16 protein-coding genes and 1 pseudogene are annotated in these 19,241 nt (G+C 56.4%); 10 read left to right on the top strand and 7 right to left on the bottom strand.

Going from position 1 to position 19,241, the window contains the following annotated elements; translation table 11 throughout:
• Positions 1–29 precede the first annotated feature (29 nt).
• Positions 30–3,932 (bottom strand): NACHT domain-containing protein, encoded by a 3,903-nt coding sequence (locus OUY36_RS01685; RefSeq protein WP_267936439.1) that lies wholly within the window; start codon positions 3,930–3,932, stop codon positions 30–32.
• Positions 3,933–4,295: 363 nt separating this feature from the next.
• Positions 4,296–4,856 (bottom strand): recombinase family protein, encoded by a 561-nt coding sequence (locus tag OUY36_RS01680; RefSeq protein WP_267936436.1) that lies wholly within the window; start codon positions 4,854–4,856, stop codon positions 4,296–4,298.
• A gap of 400 nt (positions 4,857–5,256) precedes the next feature.
• On the opposite strand from OUY36_RS01680, the gene OUY36_RS01675 reads away from it, so the two are divergent.
• The 6 genes from OUY36_RS01675 (at position 5,257) to OUY36_RS01650 (ending at position 10,042) form a co-directional block, all read left to right on the top strand.
• Positions 5,257–6,432, top strand: coding sequence for a hypothetical protein (locus tag OUY36_RS01675; RefSeq protein ID WP_267936433.1), 1,176 nt, complete (start codon positions 5,257–5,259; stop codon positions 6,430–6,432).
• 145 nt (positions 6,433–6,577) lie between these two features.
• Entirely contained in the window at positions 6,578–7,153 is a 576-nt protein-coding gene (locus OUY36_RS01670; protein WP_267936431.1) for a hypothetical protein, read from the top strand.
• Between the two features lie 114 nt (positions 7,154–7,267).
• Positions 7,268–8,224 carry a hypothetical protein gene (locus OUY36_RS01665; protein WP_267936429.1) on the top strand — a complete coding sequence of 319 codons (957 nt, stop codon included), beginning with the start codon at positions 7,268–7,270 and terminating at the stop codon, positions 8,222–8,224.
• A 71-nt stretch (positions 8,225–8,295) separates the two neighbouring features.
• Entirely contained in the window at positions 8,296–8,709 is a 414-nt protein-coding gene (locus OUY36_RS01660) for a hypothetical protein (RefSeq protein WP_267936428.1), read from the top strand.
• A 454-nt stretch (positions 8,710–9,163) separates the two neighbouring features.
• Positions 9,164–9,451, top strand: coding sequence for an SOS response-associated peptidase family protein (locus tag OUY36_RS01655; RefSeq protein WP_326491926.1), 288 nt, complete (start codon positions 9,164–9,166; stop codon positions 9,449–9,451).
• A 321-nt stretch (positions 9,452–9,772) separates the two neighbouring features.
• Positions 9,773–10,042 (top strand): hypothetical protein, encoded by a 270-nt coding sequence (locus OUY36_RS01650; RefSeq protein WP_267936427.1) that lies wholly within the window; start codon positions 9,773–9,775, stop codon positions 10,040–10,042.
• A gap of 1,967 nt (positions 10,043–12,009) precedes the next feature.
• On the opposite strand, the gene OUY36_RS01645 is transcribed toward OUY36_RS01650, so the two are convergent.
• A complete protein-coding gene (locus OUY36_RS01645; RefSeq protein ID WP_267936426.1) occupies positions 12,010–13,410 on the bottom strand; it encodes a tyrosine-type recombinase/integrase in 1,401 nt (466 codons plus the stop codon).
• A 291-nt stretch (positions 13,411–13,701) separates the two neighbouring features.
• Positions 13,702–14,913 (bottom strand): MFS transporter, encoded by a 1,212-nt coding sequence (locus OUY36_RS01640; protein WP_267938253.1) that lies wholly within the window; start codon positions 14,911–14,913, stop codon positions 13,702–13,704.
• Between the two features lie 95 nt (positions 14,914–15,008).
• On the opposite strand from OUY36_RS01640, the pseudogene OUY36_RS21975 reads away from it, so the two are divergent.
• A pseudogene (locus OUY36_RS21975) lies at positions 15,009–15,989 on the top strand (LysR family transcriptional regulator).
• Between the two features lie 73 nt (positions 15,990–16,062).
• Positions 16,063–16,485, top strand: a complete 423-nt coding sequence (locus tag OUY36_RS01625) for a hypothetical protein (RefSeq protein ID WP_045633896.1) — start codon at positions 16,063–16,065, stop codon at positions 16,483–16,485.
• Between the two features lie 20 nt (positions 16,486–16,505).
• Here the strand turns inward: OUY36_RS01625 and OUY36_RS01620 are convergent, their stop codons facing one another.
• Positions 16,506–17,063 carry a nucleotidyltransferase family protein gene (locus tag OUY36_RS01620; RefSeq protein ID WP_200600742.1) on the bottom strand — a complete coding sequence of 186 codons (558 nt, stop codon included), beginning with the start codon at positions 17,061–17,063 and terminating at the stop codon, positions 16,506–16,508.
• Between the two features lie 131 nt (positions 17,064–17,194).
• Between OUY36_RS01620 and OUY36_RS01615 the strand changes: the two genes are divergently transcribed.
• A complete protein-coding gene (locus OUY36_RS01615) occupies positions 17,195–17,419 on the top strand; it encodes a DUF2188 domain-containing protein (protein ID WP_003284021.1) in 225 nt (74 codons plus the stop codon).
• A 32-nt stretch (positions 17,420–17,451) separates the two neighbouring features.
• On the opposite strand, the gene OUY36_RS01610 is transcribed toward OUY36_RS01615, so the two are convergent.
• Positions 17,452–18,090, bottom strand: a complete 639-nt coding sequence (locus OUY36_RS01610) for a peroxiredoxin (protein ID WP_200600744.1) — start codon at positions 18,088–18,090, stop codon at positions 17,452–17,454.
• Between the two features lie 47 nt (positions 18,091–18,137).
• Positions 18,138–18,713 carry an RBBP9/YdeN family alpha/beta hydrolase gene (locus OUY36_RS01605; RefSeq protein WP_267936422.1) on the bottom strand — a complete coding sequence of 192 codons (576 nt, stop codon included), beginning with the start codon at positions 18,711–18,713 and terminating at the stop codon, positions 18,138–18,140.
• A 257-nt stretch (positions 18,714–18,970) separates the two neighbouring features.
• On the opposite strand from OUY36_RS01605, the gene oscA reads away from it, so the two are divergent.
• Positions 18,971–19,150: a sulfur starvation response protein OscA gene (oscA, locus tag OUY36_RS01600; RefSeq protein WP_063541206.1), complete on the top strand. Its 180-nt coding sequence runs from the start codon at positions 18,971–18,973 to the stop codon at positions 19,148–19,150.
• Positions 19,151–19,241: the final 91 nt, after the last annotated feature.

Here is a 19,241-nt window from a genome sequence, read left to right as displayed (position 1 = left end):
GCCGCGGCGAAGGCCAGGAGGATCGCAGCTCAACTCCGCGCTAGATCGAGTACGAAAACCGCAACGCGTCCTTCACATGCCGATTTGCTCGTGCCGATGAGCATATGCCTAAGCTCTTCCGCTGACCGTGGCTGCGTTGCCCCTCGGCCAAGACTCTTAAGTTTCTTACTCGGCTTCTTCTGGTCGCCAAACCAGAGGACAAGATAGATGCCTCGTCCCTCCGCTCTCCAATCACGAGTGTAGAGACCGTCTAGCTGTACATCTGCACCCTTCCAGAGCTCTGCATGCCACTGCCCCTTCACCTCGATTGGCATCCGCAGTGCACCTACTGAGCAAGCGATATCGACCTCCTTGTCGGCGGCAACATGAGCCTCTGGATCGAACGTGATCCCTGTATGTCCTTGGCGAAGCAGGCCGAGTAGATGATCCCTACAGCGCTCCTCCTCGAATGGCAGACCGTTGTCGTCATAGAAGCCGCGCCATGATTCGGCGTCGTCGCTCTTGATCTTCGCTTGGGCGATCAACAGCTCCTCAAGCACGAGCGCTTGCAGATCTGCGGCTGATACAGGAGGGAGATTACGGGCAATTGCACCAATCGCTTCAAGCCTGGGAGGGGTATAAGCAGCTTCAACACCAATGCGTGCTTGTTCGGCAAAAACAATCCTGATCGATTCGGAGTAGCTGTCAGTGGCCGCATTCATCAAGCGTCTCAACGCAGCGACAGCGCCCTCGCTGGCGTCGTTACCCAGACGGCGAATGAGATGGACTATATGCTCACTAGCATTCCAAGGATTTGTATCACCGCAAGAGGTCATATTAGGACGGTCTTTCATCGGCCAAAGCAGGCGGAAAGTCTTGATGATCCATTCAAGTTGCTCAGCACTAAGTGGAATGTTGGCACCTTCGTTGAAGCGCCCTCCAGCTCGGTGCCGTATATGCCAAAGCAACTCTGGTTCGATCGGCAACGTCTCAAGCCGCGTTACAGTCTGCTCAAAATCAACGATCAGCCCAACTGCATCCCAAGTTCGCCGCCGCTCGTCGTCGGTGAGCCCTGTACGATCGGCCGCGGCACGCCGTAATGTTTCGAATCGTCCTGAGCGGAGTACCCGATCGATCAATTCTGTTTCTGGGCCGGCCGGAACATCTGGAAAACGCACAAGCCAATCAGCAGCTAAGTCAGTGGCAAGCTCAGAATGAGCTTCGTCTCTCAAAAGTGCGTAGAGGCCGTCTACAGATTCTCGCCGCGCCTGAAATTGAGGCTCATGGTAAAGCCGCATCGCTTCCGCCCAGATACCGCGAGCCTGAACAGCGGCCTCGATTGCCTCTCTGAGCCCGACGATTCCTGCGTGATCTTCGATACAGCTATGGCGTAGTTCGAACAGACCCGCCATCAAGCGCTCATCCGCCAGATCGTCAAACCCTACGCCTTTTCGCATGCGCTCGGCGAGCGCGGCAATCAAGATATACCCATCTTGGTAGCTCTTACCTTGCGCAAGGCTCGCCGCAATGTCCCGCGCTGTGAGTGTCGGAGGATCGACCCTTAAAAAAGCTTCGAATCCCATATGCGCGGCGATGCCGATATCATTTCCAAGCCATTGCGAGACGCGCTCATGGGCGGGCACTTCTGGTCCCACGTCATAAAAAAAATTGAGATAGACTTTGGCGGGAACAATGATTGTGCCGTACTCCCCTGCACGCATCCGATCAATACGAACCGCATAGTATTTACGGTGCTTAGCGTGCGCAGCAGCTTGCTCCTCTAGTCGGACGCGCTCTTGTTCAGCCTGCTTGATCTGCCATTCGGGTACAACGGGCGTGGCAAGCTTGTCGATCCACTCTAATTGATCAGGGCGATTCGCCGCGAAGGGTCTCGCTGCCATACGAGCATCGGCACCTAGCTCGTCGCTATGCTGAGTGAGCTGAATAACATCACGCCAACGTTCGTCGTCTTGATCGAGAGGATCCAGCGCTTCAAGTAACGCGACTACATCCGCGGCAGTCGGCCAGAGCGCGGGCAGCCGCTCCTTCAACCGCCAAGCTAGCTCCCAAGGACTGTGCTGGCTGGGCAGCTCAAGCAGTACTTGCCGCTGTATGGATCGGCGAAGGCGATCATCGCTCCGAATGAGGACATCTAGCTGCTGACGAGACTCTCGGCGATACCCAACATCGAAATCGTATGGCTCTAACCAAGCCCAAAGCCTCTCAGGGCTAACACCACCAGCTGCAACAGCACGAGCTGCTAGGTGATACGCAAAGCCTGTTAGCGTGTCATTGCCGATGCGTTCGTACCGGTCACCAAGCGCCTGCATCCTTACAGCCAATTGATCAAGCACGCCGGCGATCCTGTGCTCCGGAAGGTATCTTTCCAGCCCCATCAAGACACCAACCGTACGACCGTCATTTCGGGCGTAATTAACCACGAGATCGACCAGCAGAGTGTCGTCGAGCCGTTCATAGCCGACCTCGTGTGCCAATTCGATGGCCAATCGAGTCGAAAGCTCGTCGCCGAAGTCGTGTAAGGCACGAAGGAGGGCTGGCCAGTCGCTGTTGCAATCGAGGCCGGCAATCGCTTCTCCGGCCGCTCTTCGGACCGCGAAAAATTCTTGTGGCTCAAGGACTATTCTCAGCAGATCGTCCTCCAGCGCTAAAGCGGTTCTTTGTCCGCTGATAGCCTCAAGCACAAGGAGCCGTAAGCGGAACGGTGTCTGCCGCTCGGTGATCAGCCTCTGTATTTCGTCTATTAGCTCGGCCCGTACGATGCCGCGCAACGAGTAAGGGCCCCAATCGCAAAAGCGAGGATTTTTAGCTGCTAGCAGCTCCAGCGCACTGATTAGTGAGCGAGCCTGATCGACCGTAAGATCGTCTGCATCTCCATATTCGATCACACCCATCGGATCAGCAGCGATCACCGCATGGGCAAGCGCAGGATCCCGGGCAAGCCATGCGTGGATACCGCGTAGACTTGCCGGTACGAGTCCATAGCAGTGAAACAGCGAGAAAAGACGCCTACGTTTGTGCGGGGTGTCTGCGTGCTTCGCAAGCCATCGAGCACCAAGGTATTCACCAAGACGCCGATGCGTATAGCTGAATCGGTCGGCACCATCAGCCTTAAACAGCCGTGTGCCAAGCATAGCTTTTATGTGTGCCCCGCCTGGAAGACAAACAGCATCCGCGAGCTGTAACTCCCCTTCGGCTGTGTTAGCTGCAGATGATCGGACGATGGTCTCAGAGCCTGTTAGAATCAAGCCGGCAAACGCCGCGCCAACGGCGTCAAGCCCTGTCTCTTGAGCGAGTTGATCATCGGCCTTTGCATCCCGATGCTCGACCCGCAAAATCTCTATCGCGCGGCCATAAAGTTCGCTACGCGTCTCAGGCAGCTTCCCCGTCCCTGCTACTTGAGCGATAAGTTCAAGAGTCTGCGGATTACCGAGCAATCCCTCCAGCCCACGTGATACAAAATGCTCCACTACTACATTGGCTAACTCTGGCCCGAGCGTAGCGCTTAGGAACGTAGCGGCATCATCCTCACTTAAAGGCTGGAGATGCAGCTCGAGGGGAGCGTCCTGATACTGTTCGCGAATAGCCTCGCATCCGGTGGCGCTGCGCCAATCTGCTACACGGCACGAAAGAACAAATCGGGGGTAGCTCAGTTTGCCGAGCTGACGTAGCACAAGATCGACGGCATCGCCGTCCTTATGTGTGCTCACCTCATCAAGCGCATCAATCACTAAAATCTCGGCTTCGCCAAGCAATGTTCTTGGCTCATGACGATTGATGAGCTGACGAGCCTTGCACAGTGCATAACCCGGAAAGCTTGCAAGCCATTCGAGCAAATGAGACTTCCCCATCCCGGCCTCACCGAGAATTACCAGCGGCTCGGTGCGCGCATGCAGGGCGCTTTGTGTCAGCTCGGTTCGGCTACCGTCGGACATGTACCAAAGTTTGCGTTCGACGCTTCTACGCAAGATCAAGTCTGAGTTTTTCACCATTCTTGAAGAGCCCATCCGCAGTCCGCTTACCAATCCAAAGGCTATGTGTATAGCGCCCTAAGCACTAGATGCCGGGCTTACCGCCATCTCTAACTTTGAAAGAGCTAACTTGCCGCGCAAACAAACGCGGGTGTAGATAGTGGCACTAACTTGAGCAAGATCGAAGCTATGGGCGCGACAAGACTACAAGCCGTGCTCGAACGCGCCCAACACAAAGGCAGTCTCGCTTGGTACGACACCAAGTGCTGGGCCCAAGCTCTTCTCTGGATGGGAGGCTTTTCCCTACCAAGGATAGGGTTGTACTCGCTACGCCGGAGCCCGCAGATACTCATAGAGTGTGGCCCGGCTGATGCCGAACTCGCGAGCCAGCGCGGCTTTCGGTTCGCGCGCTTCAACACGACGCCGTAGCTCTTCGAGCCGGCTGTCACTCAGCGCTTTTTTCCTCCCTCGATAGACTCCGCGCTGTTTCGCCAGGGAAATACCCTCGCGTTGGCGCTCACGAATCAAAGCACGCTCGAATTCCGCGAACGCCCCCATGACTGAAAGCAGTAGGTTGGACATTGGCGAATCCTCCCCGGTGAACGCCAGCGATTCCTTCACGAACTCGATGCGCACTCCCCGCCCGGTGAGCTGATGCACCATGCGCCGCAAGTCATCGAGATTACGAGCCAGGCGATCCATGCTGTGCACGACCAACGTGTCACCCTCGCGCACGTAACTGAGCAACGCTTCGAGCTGCGGTCGCTGTGTGTCCTTGCCGGAGGCTTTGTCGATGAACACCTTGCTCACCTGAACGCCTTCGAGTTGCCGATCAGGGTTCTGGTCGAGCGTACTAACCCGTATGTAGCCGATCCGTTGTCCGTGCATATTGCCTTCCCAGCGAAATGTGTATGACTGAGATTTTATAAGCAGCCGGACAGATGCCAAATTACTGGAAAATCGACCCTATCCAGACAGTTTCGGACGGGGGTTTGGGGTGTCTGGTTAGGGTATACGTCAAGCAGTCACTGAGTTGCGGCTATCGGCCAGGAGCGGACGCTCACAGGTTGGAGCGGTTAATCGATACCCGACCATAGACACACCCCTTAACGATTACGTAGCCTCGGAAGAGGTCTTGTCGCGTCCGCTCCATGATTCATTGCCACGTTTCAGACGTTCAACTTAATGGGATCAAGGGGTTACGCAGGGGCAGGGAACGTTATGCGACATAAGTGGCGTAATCAATTTCGCCACCTTTGTCGCCTACTTATAGTCGGACGATAAAAACGTGAATCTGCCAGATAATCTCGAGCGTGTCAGAGCCGCAGCCGAAAGCGCCATTGCGCCGATCCGCCCCACCGGAGAATCGACAGAAGCCCCGCAGAATCTTCTTTTTTCCGCACAACGCACTGATGCTGGCCGCAAGCTTCCTCCGTATTACCTTGTATATTTTCTATTGGTCGATCTCCTAAAATTTAAAAATCTTGGCCAGTTCGAAAAGCTGGCTTGGTCTGTCCCCATAGATTACAAAGGGAAGGCTTATCTCATCGAACATAGAAAGATGGGACTTGGTATCTTTGTAGATAATCCACAGGCACACGAGACAGAAGCAGCAGAGATCGCAGCACGTATTCAAAAGGCCACAAAGGCGGCACGCCCGTACTTCGAGTGGCGTGCAGAGAGCGCTGTCAATGGCTCTAAACTCAATGTTAATAACCATACTGGTGAACTTTACCAGCGCTTTCAGTACTTTCTGGGGGAATATAAAAAAATAGTTGGCGAGATTCAAAGAGAGGAAGAGCGCAGGAAAAAACTTTCACTTGAGGAGCGTATTTCAAGTTGGAATGGTTACTTTTCAGAACCATATACACTCACAGAAAAATCCGCTTGGCTAGCGAGCTCGGTTATCGATGCATTTTTCAGTTTCACCGAGCATGTATTTATTCATCTCGCAATCCTCCAAGGAAAAATTGGCACAGGGAGCGAGGTTGCATCTCTTGCCAGCACTGACTGGGCCAATAAATTCAAAGCCATCTTTGACCTTCAGGAGCCTACTTCAAAGCGTTTCTACGACGATCTTACTGAGATAAGAAGACAGCATCGAAACTTTGTTGCGCATGGGTCGTTCGGAAAACAAGGAGAGGCCTTTACCTTTCACTCTGGAGCGGGAGCTGCTCCTGTGCTTTTACCTCATATGCGGGGATCGCGAAAATTTTCCCTTACAGGCCCGAGCACAGTGAAAGACCCTGCGGCCATTCAAGTCATACTGAATTTTATGGAGTATCTGTGGAGTGATGCGCGTGAGCCGGCAAGAATCTACCTTCAACGAACCAACTTACCGGCTATTTTGACAATGGCGGCCGATGGAACATACGCCAGAGCAATGCAATCATGTGAAGAAATGGAAAGCTTAGCGGAGTACCTAGTTGCCCAGTGGTGTCAATCTGCGGATATGGATTGGTGACTGTGAATTGCCGCCCAACATCTGGTTCAAATCGCTCGCTTCGCTCACTGGGACGGGCTAAAGCCCGCCCCCTTAACAAATGTTAGGTTTCTTTGGTGAATACAGCTTATTGGCACCATGCATAGTCAAACGTTTAGAGGTTGAAATGCCTAGCCACGCTTTTGGGTATGACTATAAAACAGAGTCGCTTGAGCAAGAAAGACTCAGGCAAGAAAATTCAACGGAAAACTGGATTTACATTGGAACTGATATCCATCGCCCCAAAATAGCCAAAATTGGCTTAACTACTAGCCTACTGGGAACAAGGGCAAGTGGAAGCCAAAATCCTTTCTATACCCTCTTCTGTGCTTTCAAAATAAAAGACGAGGTAGACGCTAAAAAAGTGTCTTTAATAGAAGGTTCAGTAAAGGATTTTTTGAGCGGCCTATACGACTGTATACCACATGAAACCTCTGGCAGACTTTCTGAATGGTTTTATGTAACCCCAATGGAGATGAGAGAGCGTGTTTACGACTTTCTCTATGAGAAATTTAGTTGGGAAATGCATTGCTATCATTGTAATATTCGCGATGTCGGCGTGATTTACTCTTGGGAGAATTCTAAATTAATTGGCGGTTCTTCACGCACTCCCTATCAGGCAAAAGATTTAAGCTCACCGCCGGTCGATCCCAATTGCTATATGCCAGGCGGCTGTGGTGAAGATTGTGATTGCTGGGATTAAGCATAATTAGGTTACAATGAAACCTAACAGCGCATGTTGCCGGACTGGCTGTCCGCTGCGCTCCAAATCAGCCGCAAACGCGGGCGTTAGGCATTCACTACAAAGGATGGCCTCGTGGATCGAGAAATCGCACTCATCAGTACTTTTGGGATGCTGGAGAATGGGTTCCGTGAGGACCATCTAAAGTTGGCGTTCTTGTGGTACGACGAAGTGATGTTCGAAGTGCTTAGGATGGATGATGAAGAAACTGAGATGTCACGAATTGTTCGCCTTGACGAGCTCTCGAGGAGCGACGTTCACGCGATAACGGATATTATCGTTCCTCTTACGCGACGCGTCTCCAAAGATCTGCGAGCAGAGATCACTAAGTTTGATATGCGTGGTTACCCAAGGTGGGGAAAGGAAGAAAATTTCACATATCCGAATCCAGCGACGCCGGAGGAATATGCGCATAACCAATTACTTAGAAAAATAAGTAGAGAATGGGGCGGAATCCCAGATGATGGCGTGGAGCATGCTGAGGGTCGCGCTCGCGTTGCAGTAGATGCCATTAAATTATGGAAAGATGTAAGCCATGAAATACCTTGCATTCTTCAGGCAAATGATGATGAAAAGGCGGCCATGAAAGCCGTATGCTTATTCGAGGCACCACCAAGCTCAAATGTTAGTTCGTTCAAACTGTTTGAGGCGAGCGTTCCATCACTAAAGAGTGTTCCATGGAGCGAGATTGTTGCGATAAAGCGCAAAGGAAATTACGACAAATTAAGAAGAGCCATGACTGAGGTGCTGGCTTCATCCGGGGCAAATCTGGCTGTGGCTCAAGAAAAGCTCTATCAAGCAGAAGCTAAAGCTTCCGAAGAGATCATTGAGCGATACAGGCCAAGCGTTAAGTCGGTTATTGCTGAAGCCCTGTGGTCAAATATTCCAAACATTCCCTTTGTAAATCCAGTTGGCGTTTACTTTGGGGTAAGGAATGTGGCAAAAGAGAGAGAAAAGGCAAAGAATTATGATTGGTACTACATGCTCCGTGACGTGAGATCGGCTGCGAATGAAGGCATGGTGGATGCATAACCATTTGATGTAGACGCGACGGCCCTGACGGGCCACGGCGTGAGCTTATATGTAATGCACCAGAGGTAAAATTGGATACTGAACTGAAAATAATGAAAGCAATTCACTCTGGCTTTCTTAAGGCGCAAGGAACAGAAACCGCTGCAGGCTACTGCCATGTAATCAGCGTCCTTGTAATGAGACGCTTAAACAGCGTAAATTTCCTTAACCAGCCATGGCTGCTCTGCCTAGGAAAGCATATAAAAGGAAATATTGAAACTGAACACTATTGGCTTGAAGGAACCAGCAGAGGCGGCAATGAATACTGCTTCATAGATATAACTGCAGACCAGTTCGGGCGTGATATTCCGTTTATATCAAAATCCCGCCCAAGATCATACAACCTAGAAACCTGCAATCAGGATGAACTAAGCTTTATCTTGGAAGCTTCGGCTATAAATAGCTGGTCTGGACTTGTAGATCAAATAGTAAAAGATCATGCATAGTGCTGGCTGCATAACCATGCATATATTTACTCTCCCCACAAGCAGTGAGGTAAGCTGTCTTCGATCCTGTAGTCAGCGCGGCTGCATACGTATATCCGGCCTTGTTATGGGCATTGCCCTGGCCATTCTGTAGCTCGCGCAGCGGGGGCCAAGCATTCGAGCGATCCCATGATCATGATTGTATCGGCCTTGTTCCGCTGCAGGACTCGCCTGTTCGACAGTCCCGCTTATCACCTCAATCACTAGAAACCTACCTCTGATAGCTCCCCGCTGTCAGATGGGCCCTGTACTTGTAGGCAATTCCCGCTGAAACGTTCCAGGTTGTTCGCTAGTGCCACGGCAGCCTTGTTGTGGCCGATGCGCTCGGCGATTTGCGGCGCCCAGCATTGCAGTTAGAAAAAAGCAGCCCTACTACATCCGCCGCAAGGATGGTGAGCCGCTATGGTTTGCCGCATTGGCGCAGGTGGACCGCACCGGTAGGACCGATCGCGAAGGCGATGGCTTCGTCATCATCACAGCCAACAGCGATCAGGGAATGGTGGACATCCATGACCGCCGGCCTGTCGTGCTTGAAGCGGATCTGGCTAGGGAATGGATTGAGCCGGACCTGCCGCTTGAGCGAGCCGAAGAGATCGTGAGACACCTAGCTTTACCGGCGGAAGTGTTCGAATGGTTTCCGGTCAACCGTGTCGTGGGCAACGTCCGCAACGAAGGCCGCTCGCTAATAGAGCCAACCAGCTAAATTCATCGCCCTTCCGTCAGCAGCTCCTCTCGAAGAAACTGGGCCCCGTCCGGCGCCTCGATGACCAACCTGAAGCTGCTCCAAGTGGAGCCCTCGAACACGCGACGAATGCCGGGATCTACCCCCCATAACGAGCCACGATAGCGCTTGGTGCGTTTTTGGGGCTTTGAGCACCCGGGTCGCCACCACCCACCTGAAAGGCTCACAGCGGCGCTCTGCGCCTTCTCAGGGCGATAGCTCTCAGCCACAGACAGGGACCTGCAACCTCTGCTGCTCAAACGTGATGCGATTCATAAGGCAATGCTCAACGGGATGATAGCCATGGACGTGCCGCTCGAGCGGCTGAGCCGCGCCCACGAAATAGCAAGTACCCAGCTTGAACCTCAGCCCGCCCGAGGAGTACTTCTTGCTCAACAGGCAAGCCTCATTTCCCTGGATGGCGTAGCCGCAAATATCACCCCAGCGGAAACTCACTCCGCCGCATTCAAGGCCAACGTCTGTGACTTGCAGGATTTGCTGTATCCGGAGGCCGCCAATCGCAAGCGCGAAAAACCTCCCGTTCGGAAGAATCGCGGGGAAGAACCGTCCTAGGCCAATTTCTCGAAAATTCAATTCTCGCTCTCGCTTCTCACGCATCCACCAAGACGGTCGGCCAAAAACCGTTACGTCTTAAACGCGCTACGGTCGCGCACAGGCCCCATTCAGCAGGCCACCACTACGGCACAGTGAACCATTCAGCTCGCGCACTCGCTTCACTAACATCCGCTACGCGACACAAATTCCCAACTTTTTGCGAAAATCTCATCTCGTAATAGATTTATACGGAATGAGGTCCACTTTTTTTTCGTTGTTTAGAACGGTCGAGTATTAGAACGCGAAGCTTAGAACAGGGCTCAAACCCTCATGGTTGCTGGGTTCTGCCCGTTCTAAGCTTCGCGAAAAGCAGGTCCGCGTCCTAAGCTTGGCGCCGCCCGTTCTAAACAACCCGTTCTAACACTCGCCGGGAAGCTTAGAACGGGGCTCAAACCCGCATGGTTGCTAGCTTCTGCCGTTCTAAGCTTCGCGAAAAACAGGTCTGCGTTCTAAGCTTCGCGCCGCCCGTTCTAAACAACCCGTTCTAACACTCGCCGGGAAGCTTAGAACGGGGCTCAAACCCGCATGGTTGCTAGCTTCTGCCGTTCTAAGCTTCGCGAAAAACAGGTCTGCGTTCTAAGCTTCGCGCCGCCCGTTCTAAACAACCCGTTCTAACACTCGCCGGGAAGCATGGAACCGTCTCAAACCCGCATCGCCAATCATCGCGCTCACACGAAGTCGACGATGTCGCCCCAGCGAAAACTCACACCCCCGCCTATCAACCCAGCGTCGGTAACCTCAAAAATCTCTTGGACCGTGCTCGCCGCGCCTGCGCAAAGAACCTGCCATTCGGAAGAATCGTGGCCAGAACTCGCCGGGCCGCATCTCTTTGACTTCCAAGTATCCCCCACCTGGCGAGCGCCCAGACCGCCATTATCGCCGCGTACCGACACCCACGAGCACGCTCGGGAGACAGAGCCGCGATCCCAAACTGCCCAATTCGTCCCTGGCATCGCCAACAACCGCTACGCGACACAGATACCCACACACCTCACACTCCATCCACTCGTAATAGATTTATACGGCATGAGCCCCTGATTTTCATCGTAGGTGGAAAGTGAAAATGACACGTTTCACGAGGGTGGAAAGTCGCTGGAGGCCCCGCCGTTTCTGGCTTTAACAGTTTCCACACTCGCCGAAACAGGCGCTCACTTTCCACCCTCAGCAATGAATGTGGAAAGTGCGGCTTTCCACTGTGGAAGGTCAGAGTGGAAAGTCGCTGTAAGCCTCGTCGTTGCTGGCTTTCATAGTTTCTAACTCCGTAGAAACTGGTGCTCACTATCCACCCTCGCCCCCGAGCGGTGAAAGTCAGTCCTTTCCACAGTGGAAAGAGAAGTGGAAAGTAGCGTTTTCTACGGTGGAAATTGAAGGTAGCAGTGGCTGCCGTTGCGGGGCTGTTGCCGGTTCGCGTCCACTGCGGCAACAACACCTGTTCTGTTTTTTAGTGGATGGCTTCTGTTGTCGTTAGACATCCGCTATGGCAACGCGGCTATTTTCCACCGCATGGGGTGTTATGTCGTCGGAATGGCCGCTTCGCTGACCTCAGAGTGGACATGAGGTGGTAGCTAGGGTTTTCCGTATCCGGGGCTATCGTGCAGACATCGAACAACCGAAAAGGATCGAAGCATGGAAACGACTTCAACCTTGCTAAAGGCAATTGCCGTTGTGCTTTTTTGCGTAACGGCCGCGGCTCTAGGCTTGGCTCTACTACTACATCCCAATGTTCTGATAAGCAGAAGGGACAGCAGCTGGAGATTGGCTTTCCCCCGCCAATTCGCCATCCCCAGCCACCGGCAATGCTTCGGCTAAATATTACTCTTGGAACCATGATCCGCTTGCAGCGGTTACACAGAACGCGGGACATAGGCGGGTCTCCTTTTACTTGATGGAGAAATGCTATCAAGCACTGAACCGAACCCAAGTCCCTATGCGGGGTTATCCAACATTGCGTCTAGATAGGCTGCCCATTTGCCTAGGTCCTCGCGCTTTTCTTTCAGATAGCTGTAACGGTCATAGTGCTTTGCTTGAACTCCGCTCCGGCCATGAGAAAGCAGCCATGCCCTTCGCTGCTCATCAACACCAAGCATCGCCAAATGAGTCTCGATGGTCGCTCGCATCGTGCGCCAAGTGAAGGTGCGAGTCAGGCCCTGTGCCGACAACACAGAGCCAAGCTCGGAAAAAATCTTCTGTACTGTATGCGCGGATACTTTCCGCACACCGTCAAGCGAAAACGGACCCGCGCCAGTCCGAGGCGTCAGTAACGGCGCTAGTACCTCTTCGACCCTTCCAGATATGGGCAAAAGATGATCCCTAGGAGGCGTTCCTTTGCCTCCCTTGTAATCGACCAAGCGGAGAACCGTGCCGTGCTCAGGATCTTCTGACAAGTCAGCCCAAGTTGCGCGCAATAACATCTGCACACGTTGCCCTGCCAGATAAATCATCGCGTTAGCTATTGGCTGACGGCGCCCTGGCAGCGCAGCGACAGCACGAAGCACTTGTCTCAGTTCGTCGCCGTTCAACGACTCCGTGTTTGCACGCTCCGCACCCTCAATCGTAGGGAGATCGGCAACTGGGTTGTATCTGAGCCCGAATAGGACCGCATCGCCTGCTCTCAAGGGATTCAGATCGTGCTTCAAGCCAAACGAAAACGCAGCACGCAAATAAGCCCGAAGACGATTAGCGGCGGTTAGCTTGCCATTCGTTGCGCTCGCCTGTGTTTTTCGTCGCCCACGCCCTTTGGATGCGGGCTTCCGATTAATGCAATGGCGCAGGATCTGCGAAATATCTTCTGGCTGGATCTCTTTCGCCTTGGTGCCGGCTAGATCCGGGAATGCATTGATTACATCAAGCTCTAGGGCACCCATTACTCCTCGGGCGCTTGTCTTGCCACGTCGCTCCATATCCGCTACGTAAGCCAGCAAAAGCTGTTCAAAAGACCCTTGGCGAGCGGCTTGGCTTTCGATCCGTTGCTGCTCGGCCTTCAACCGCTGAACATGATTCTCGTAGGCATCAAGCGTGGGGAAATCACGAGCTGCGGCAGCAACTCGTTCTGCCTCCTGGCGCCAGTAGGCTAGGCGCTGAATTTGACCGTCAGCAGACAGCTTTCCAAACTGACCGAGTTTCTTGCGCTCCTGCCTGCCACCCCGGCGTACCGCCAGATAAACCTCAATTTCCCCGCTGGGGCGCCGCTCCAGAAACATCGAACCGGACCCGCGCGCACCGAGCTGTTCGGAGACGGTACGTGTAGGAGTGGCCACCCCATCTTTTAAGATCACACCCGTAGTTGCCCATCTTTTTGTCTGAGCATCGGTTAGTTTGTGCCCCACGAAAGCGCGCTCCTGTTCTATTCAGGTCAACACTTTGCTCAACACTTCGATGCAAATCAATGAAATAATCGGAACGTACCTGAAAGGCAACATCGTCCTAAGTTATTGATTTATATAGACTGTGAAACTTCATGAAAGCCCCTGAAATTTCAAAATCAAGGACTTGTAATCAGTAGGTCCCGGGTTCGACTCCTGGTGCCGGCACCACGATTTAAAGGCTCGCAGAAATGCGGGCCTTTTTCGTTTTCGGCTGAGCGAGCAATGCTCGCTGCCAATACAGCCGAGCGCCTTTCAAGGTGATGCCCGTCGTACAAGGCGCGCCGCCAGCGCGCCGCTGGATGCCAGAGTTGCCAGCACGACCACGCCATTCCAGCCCCATTGCCCAAGCGCCAGGCTGCCCAGTCCCGCGCCCGTCGCCATCCCGACGAACACACCCGTGAACAGCACGGCATTCAAGCGACTGCGCGCGGGCGGGTCGATGCCGTAGACGATGGTTTGGTGGGCGACCAGGGTCGCCTGAATGCCGAAGTCGAAGCCGATGGCGGCCACCACGATCAGACCCAACTGGGCTTGCGGTGGCACCACACCGACCAACCCGAGGGCCGCGAAGGATACGGTGGTCAGGGCCGCACCGAGGCGTGTCACGCGCTCTGGTCCGCGGCGATCGGCCAGGCGCCCGGCCAAGGGTGCGGCGAGTGCGCCAGCGGCACCTGCCAGGCCAAATGCGCCGGCCGCAGCGCTACCGAGCCCGAAATCGGCATGCAGCATGACGGCAAGCGTCGACCAGAACGCACTGAAGGCAACGGACAACAGGCCCTGGGAAACGGCCGCGCGGCGCAGGGGCGGATGTAACGACCAGAGTTTGAGCATGGAGCCGAGCAAGGCGCCGTAGCCCAGCGACGTGGTCGGTGAGAACCGCGGCAACCCGCGCCAGGCGGCGAGCCCGATCAAGGCAATCGAGCCGGCCGCCAGCGCATAAACGGCACGCCAGCCGAATTGCTCGGCGATGAGGCCGCTCATCACCCGCGAGAGCAGAATGCCCAGCAGCAGACCTGTCATGACCGTGCCCACGACCCTGCCGCGCTGCGTCTCGGGCGCCAAGGTGGCAGCTGCTGGAACGATGTCCTGCGCCAGCGTCGCGGCAAGGCCGATCACCAGGCTCGCGGCGAGCAAGGTACCGACGCCAGGCGCGATGCTGCCGAGCAGCAGAGCCAGCATGAGCATCAGCGCCTTCGCCAGAATGATCCCGCGGCGGTCATAACGGTCACCCAGCGGCGCCAGAAGCAGAATGCCGAGCGCATAGCCAAGCTGCGTCAGCATCGGAACCATGCCGACAGCGCCTTCGCTGGCCTGGATCTCCGCACCGAGCACACCGAGGATCGGCTGGCTGTAATAGAGCGTTGCAACGCTGAAGCCGGCGCCCGATGCCAGCAGCAGAACAAGCCCAGGCGAGAGCAGACCCGAGCTGTTGACGAGCGTCGGGGATGAATATGAGGAAGTCATGAGAAGGTCCCGGTCCGAACAATTTGGGTCATTCTCCAGACGCATGCTCGAGCGCTGTAGTAGCCTCATCTGCAAATCCGTTATACGAGATACGTATGAACGACTACTCGACGGCTGGTATCGATCGCATCGATCTCTTGCGCACGTTCATCAGAATCGTCGACGCCGGCAGCCTCTCGGCGGCGGCGGCGCAACTTGGCACCACCCAACCCACGGTCAGCCGCCGGCTGCAGGCGCTGGAGCGGTCGCTCGGCCTGCAACTGCTCAATCGCTCGACCCATCGCATGCAGCTCACCGGTGATGGTGAGCGTTGCTACGGTTTCGCCCGTCAAGTCCTCGAAAGCTGGGGCGAGATGGAAGCCGAGCTGCTCGGCGCGCGTGACGACCCGCGCGGCACGCTTCGGGTGCAGGTCCCGCACGCCTTTGGCCAGGACCAGTTGGTCGCTCCACTCGGCAAATACCTGTCGCGCTAGCCGAACGTGAGCGTCGAATGGGTGCTGCATGATCGCTCGCCCAACTTCACGGCCGAGGGAATCGATTGCGCCATCCAGGTAGGCGTCATCGAGGACCCGTCCGTGGTTGCTATCCGCCTCGGCGAAGTCCCGCGCATTGTGGTGACCCATCCGGCACTGGTTGGCGAGGGCCCGCTGCCAAGCACCACCGAGCAACTCCAGCGCCTGCCCTGGCTGGCCCTGCGGACCTACTACACCGACGAGGTCGTGCTGACCTGCCAGGCGGACGGGCGCTTGCATCGCTTCGCGATCCAGCCACGCATGAGTACCGACAGCCTCTACGCCCTGCGCAGTGCGGCGCTGGCAGGGCTTGGCGCGTGCGTCAGCTCCGCCTGGGTGGTTGCGCAGGACATCGAAGCAGGCCGGCTGGTCCAGCTCGTGCCGCAATGGCGAGCCGCTCCCCTGCCCGTCTACCTCATCTACCCGCATGCGGGCAGCTATCCCGCCAAGCTGCGCCTGTTCGCCGAGATCATCCGTACGGACATGCCCAACCTCGTCGGCATGACCCATACAGGCACCAACGCGCCGCAACCTGCCGCCATCGCCGGACGGCCTGTTCCCTGAGTGTCTGTCACCTGCATTGCCAGGGTGGCCTGAGCGTGTAGAATCCCGCGCCCCAAAATCAGGAGACAGAACGTTGGTGATTCATTACTCCGCCTCCAATGGCAATGTCGCATGTGGGCGCACGGGATCGAGTCTGAACAGTTCGGCGGACGCCACTCAGGTTTCCTGCAAGCTGTGCCTGCGCAGCGTGGAAAAGGCGGTAAGCGAGCCTGTACGCAAGACACCGAGCCTCGCCGAACTGCGGGCTGCCGCAAAGGCGGCGAAGACAGTGGCGGTTGCACCCGCGGCGGTCGCGACGACTGCAACCACTGCGGCGGTGAAGCCGGCGAGCACGCGCACACCCGCAGCGGCAATCAAGGCCGCTCCGACTGCGCCCGACGCGGCAGCGAAGCCGGTTGCCGTTCAGTCCGTGCGTGCCGAATGGCACAAGCGCCTCGAGCAGCTGCCGGGACGCAACCGCCAGCCACGTGGCGTCGCGCGGCAGGCCTTCATCTAGAACGTCAAGCGTCGCGGCGCTCAGCCTTGCACGATGCGCAGGTCCGGCCAGGTTTCGGACCAGCGCTTCGCGGCCAGGCGATCGAGATAGACCTGCCGTTTACGGCCACGAAAGGCCGCGGTGGGACGGACGATCAGCGCGAAAAGGTCGTCCAGACCCAGGGGGGCGGCGACCTCGATCTCGCCTTCCTCGCTCAGCCTGACCCCGATGGCCGTGGCCGTTTCCGGCCAATGGCACATCGCGTCTGCTGCGGTCCTATAGGGCCGATCGCCATTGTGCAGATGCATGCGCGCCTGGTTCTTCACCGACCATTCGAGCGAGGCGTCGGCACGCCGCAATGTCGCTTCGATCTCGGCGTCCACTGCCGCGTCGCAGCGAGCCTGGTCGAACCAGATGACGTCGATGTCCGCCTGCAAGGCGCTGCGGCCACGCCGATGCAGGTGATCCCATACCGCGCTGCGCACGAATCCGGCGGCCACCCAGCAATCCGGCAAGCCGAGCGCCCTGACGTGGACAAGGCAGCGCATGCGCAGCGGATCGGCGGCGATGACGGCGCGCAACTGGGCGTGTGTCGGCATGAGTTCGGTCCTGGCGGCTGGAAGCGGCCAGGCTAGCAGGTGGCACACGACGGCGCTGCCGGTGCCCCGTCTTACCGAACCCCTGTTCTGTCCAGCACTCTAAACCGCAACCCACAGCGGAGGACTCATGCATGGACAACTACCACATCAATGTCACCGATTCGGGCTGGGAACTGCGCAAGCAAGGGGCGACCCGCGCCTCGAAGACCGCTGCCACCAAGGACGAGATGCTGCAGGTCACCGCGGCCTTTCTCGAAGGCAGGACGGCTTCGGTAAAGATCCACAAGAAGGACGGCACCATCCAGGAAGAGCGCACCTACCCGCGCAGTGCCGACCCGCGTCGCAGCGAGGGCTGACCAAGACTTAACCGCCCAGCCGGGATCCTGTCTCAGCGATTGGGCTGCGGCGTCAGGCGCAGGTACGGCTTGACCGCCCGATAGCCCTTGGGAAAGCGCTGCTTGATCTCCTCCTCGTCCTTGAGCGAGGGCACGATCACCACTTCGTCGCCGTCCTGCCAGTTGGCCGGGGTCGCGACCTTGTGGTCGTCGGTCAGCTGCAACGAATCGATCACCCGCAGGATCTCGTGGAAGTTGCGCCCGGTGCTCGCCGGGTAGGTGATGGTCAGACGCACCTTCTTGTTCGGGTCGATGACGAACAATGAGCGCACCGTCAGGGTGTCGTTGGCGTTGGGATGAATCAGGTCGTACAGCTCGGAGACCTTGCGGTCGGCATCAGCCAGGATCGGGAAGTTGACGCGGGTGTTCTGCGTCTCGTTGATGTCGTCGATCCACTTTATGTGCGAATCCACCGGGTCCACGGACAGGGCGATGGCCTTGACGTTGCGCTTGGCGAACTCGTCCTTCAGCTTGGCGGTGAAGCCCAGTTCGGTGGTGCACACCGGGGTGAAGTCGGCCGGGTGCGAGAACAGCACACCCCAGCTGTCACCCAGCCACTCGTGGAAGCGGATGCGGCCTTCGCTGGAATCCTGTTCGAAATCGGGGGCGATGTCGCCGAGGCGGATGCTCATCTTCGTTCTCCTTTCTTGCGTGGGTTGCGGCATTGGTTGATAGCGATTCAGGCGCGCCGTTGCGCCTGTCGCTCGATCCGGCTCTGCAAGCGGTACAGGCTGGCGAAGCCCTGCTCCCAGCGCCGATGTCCAGAGGCCACGTTGATATGCCCGGCACCGGCCAGGATCGTGGTCTCGCTGCCCCAGGCGTGGCCCATCTCGACGGCATGCGCGGCACTGGCAGCAGTGTCGTTGTCCGAGCCGATCAGCAGGCTGGCGAATGGCAAAGGCTGGCGAGGGATCGGGGCGAAGTTGCTCAAGGGTTCCGGGCAGCCGCTGCGTTCGACATCCGCGGGGGCCACCAGCAGGGCGCCGCGCACCCGTTGCAGCAGCTGCGCAGGCGCCTGAGCCGCCCAGTGCGCAACCGTGATGCAGCCCAGGCTGTGCGCCACCAGAATGACCGGTTCGGCATGGGCGGAAATGCTGCGCTGCAGCTCGGCGACCCAGTCTTCACGACGCGGCAGGAGCCAGTCCTGCTGCTCTACTCGGGCGCTGCCCGGCAGGGTGCGTTGCCAATGGCTCTGCCAGTGCTCATCGGGCGAGCCGTGCCAGCCCGGCACGATCAGATATCGGATGCTGCGCATATTCGGCGCCTCCTGTGATTCATGACGGCCAGTCTAGACAGCAGATCGAACAACTTAAAAAGAATAACGAATTCTTTATTTATTCTTTTTCAGCCTATCTGACCGCCTGATAAAGAGTCGTCTTCTTATTCCATACCGATCTATAAATGTTCTTAAACAATATTTTTAAGAATATTTCGCCCGCACCTATGATCCGCTCACGCCTTGCTGGCTACGGCCGTTCCGGTCGTCACGAAAGGCTTTCACGGAGAACAGCAATGACCGCGACCATTCGCAACCTCGAGGGGCAGGACGAAGCCAGCATCCTGCGCGAGATCCACAGTGCCCTGAGCGGCCTCAAGTTCGGCTCGGTTGAAATCACCGTGCACAACGGCCAGGTCGTGCAGATCGAGCGCAAGGAGAAGTTCCGCCTGCAGCCGACCGGCAAGCACGCCTGACCCCACTACCCCATCCATCAGCCCGACTGGACCACCGGAGGGCGTGACCATGAGAAGAGCCACAGCATGAACACGCACCGGTACTGCAGCT

The organism is Stutzerimonas sp. R40042 (assembly GCF_026642215.1).
Taxonomy (GTDB): Bacteria; Pseudomonadota; Gammaproteobacteria; order Pseudomonadales; family Pseudomonadaceae; genus Stutzerimonas; species Stutzerimonas frequens.
Note: the sequence above shows the minus strand (reverse complement) of the source record. Positions and strands in the feature narration are given on the sequence as shown.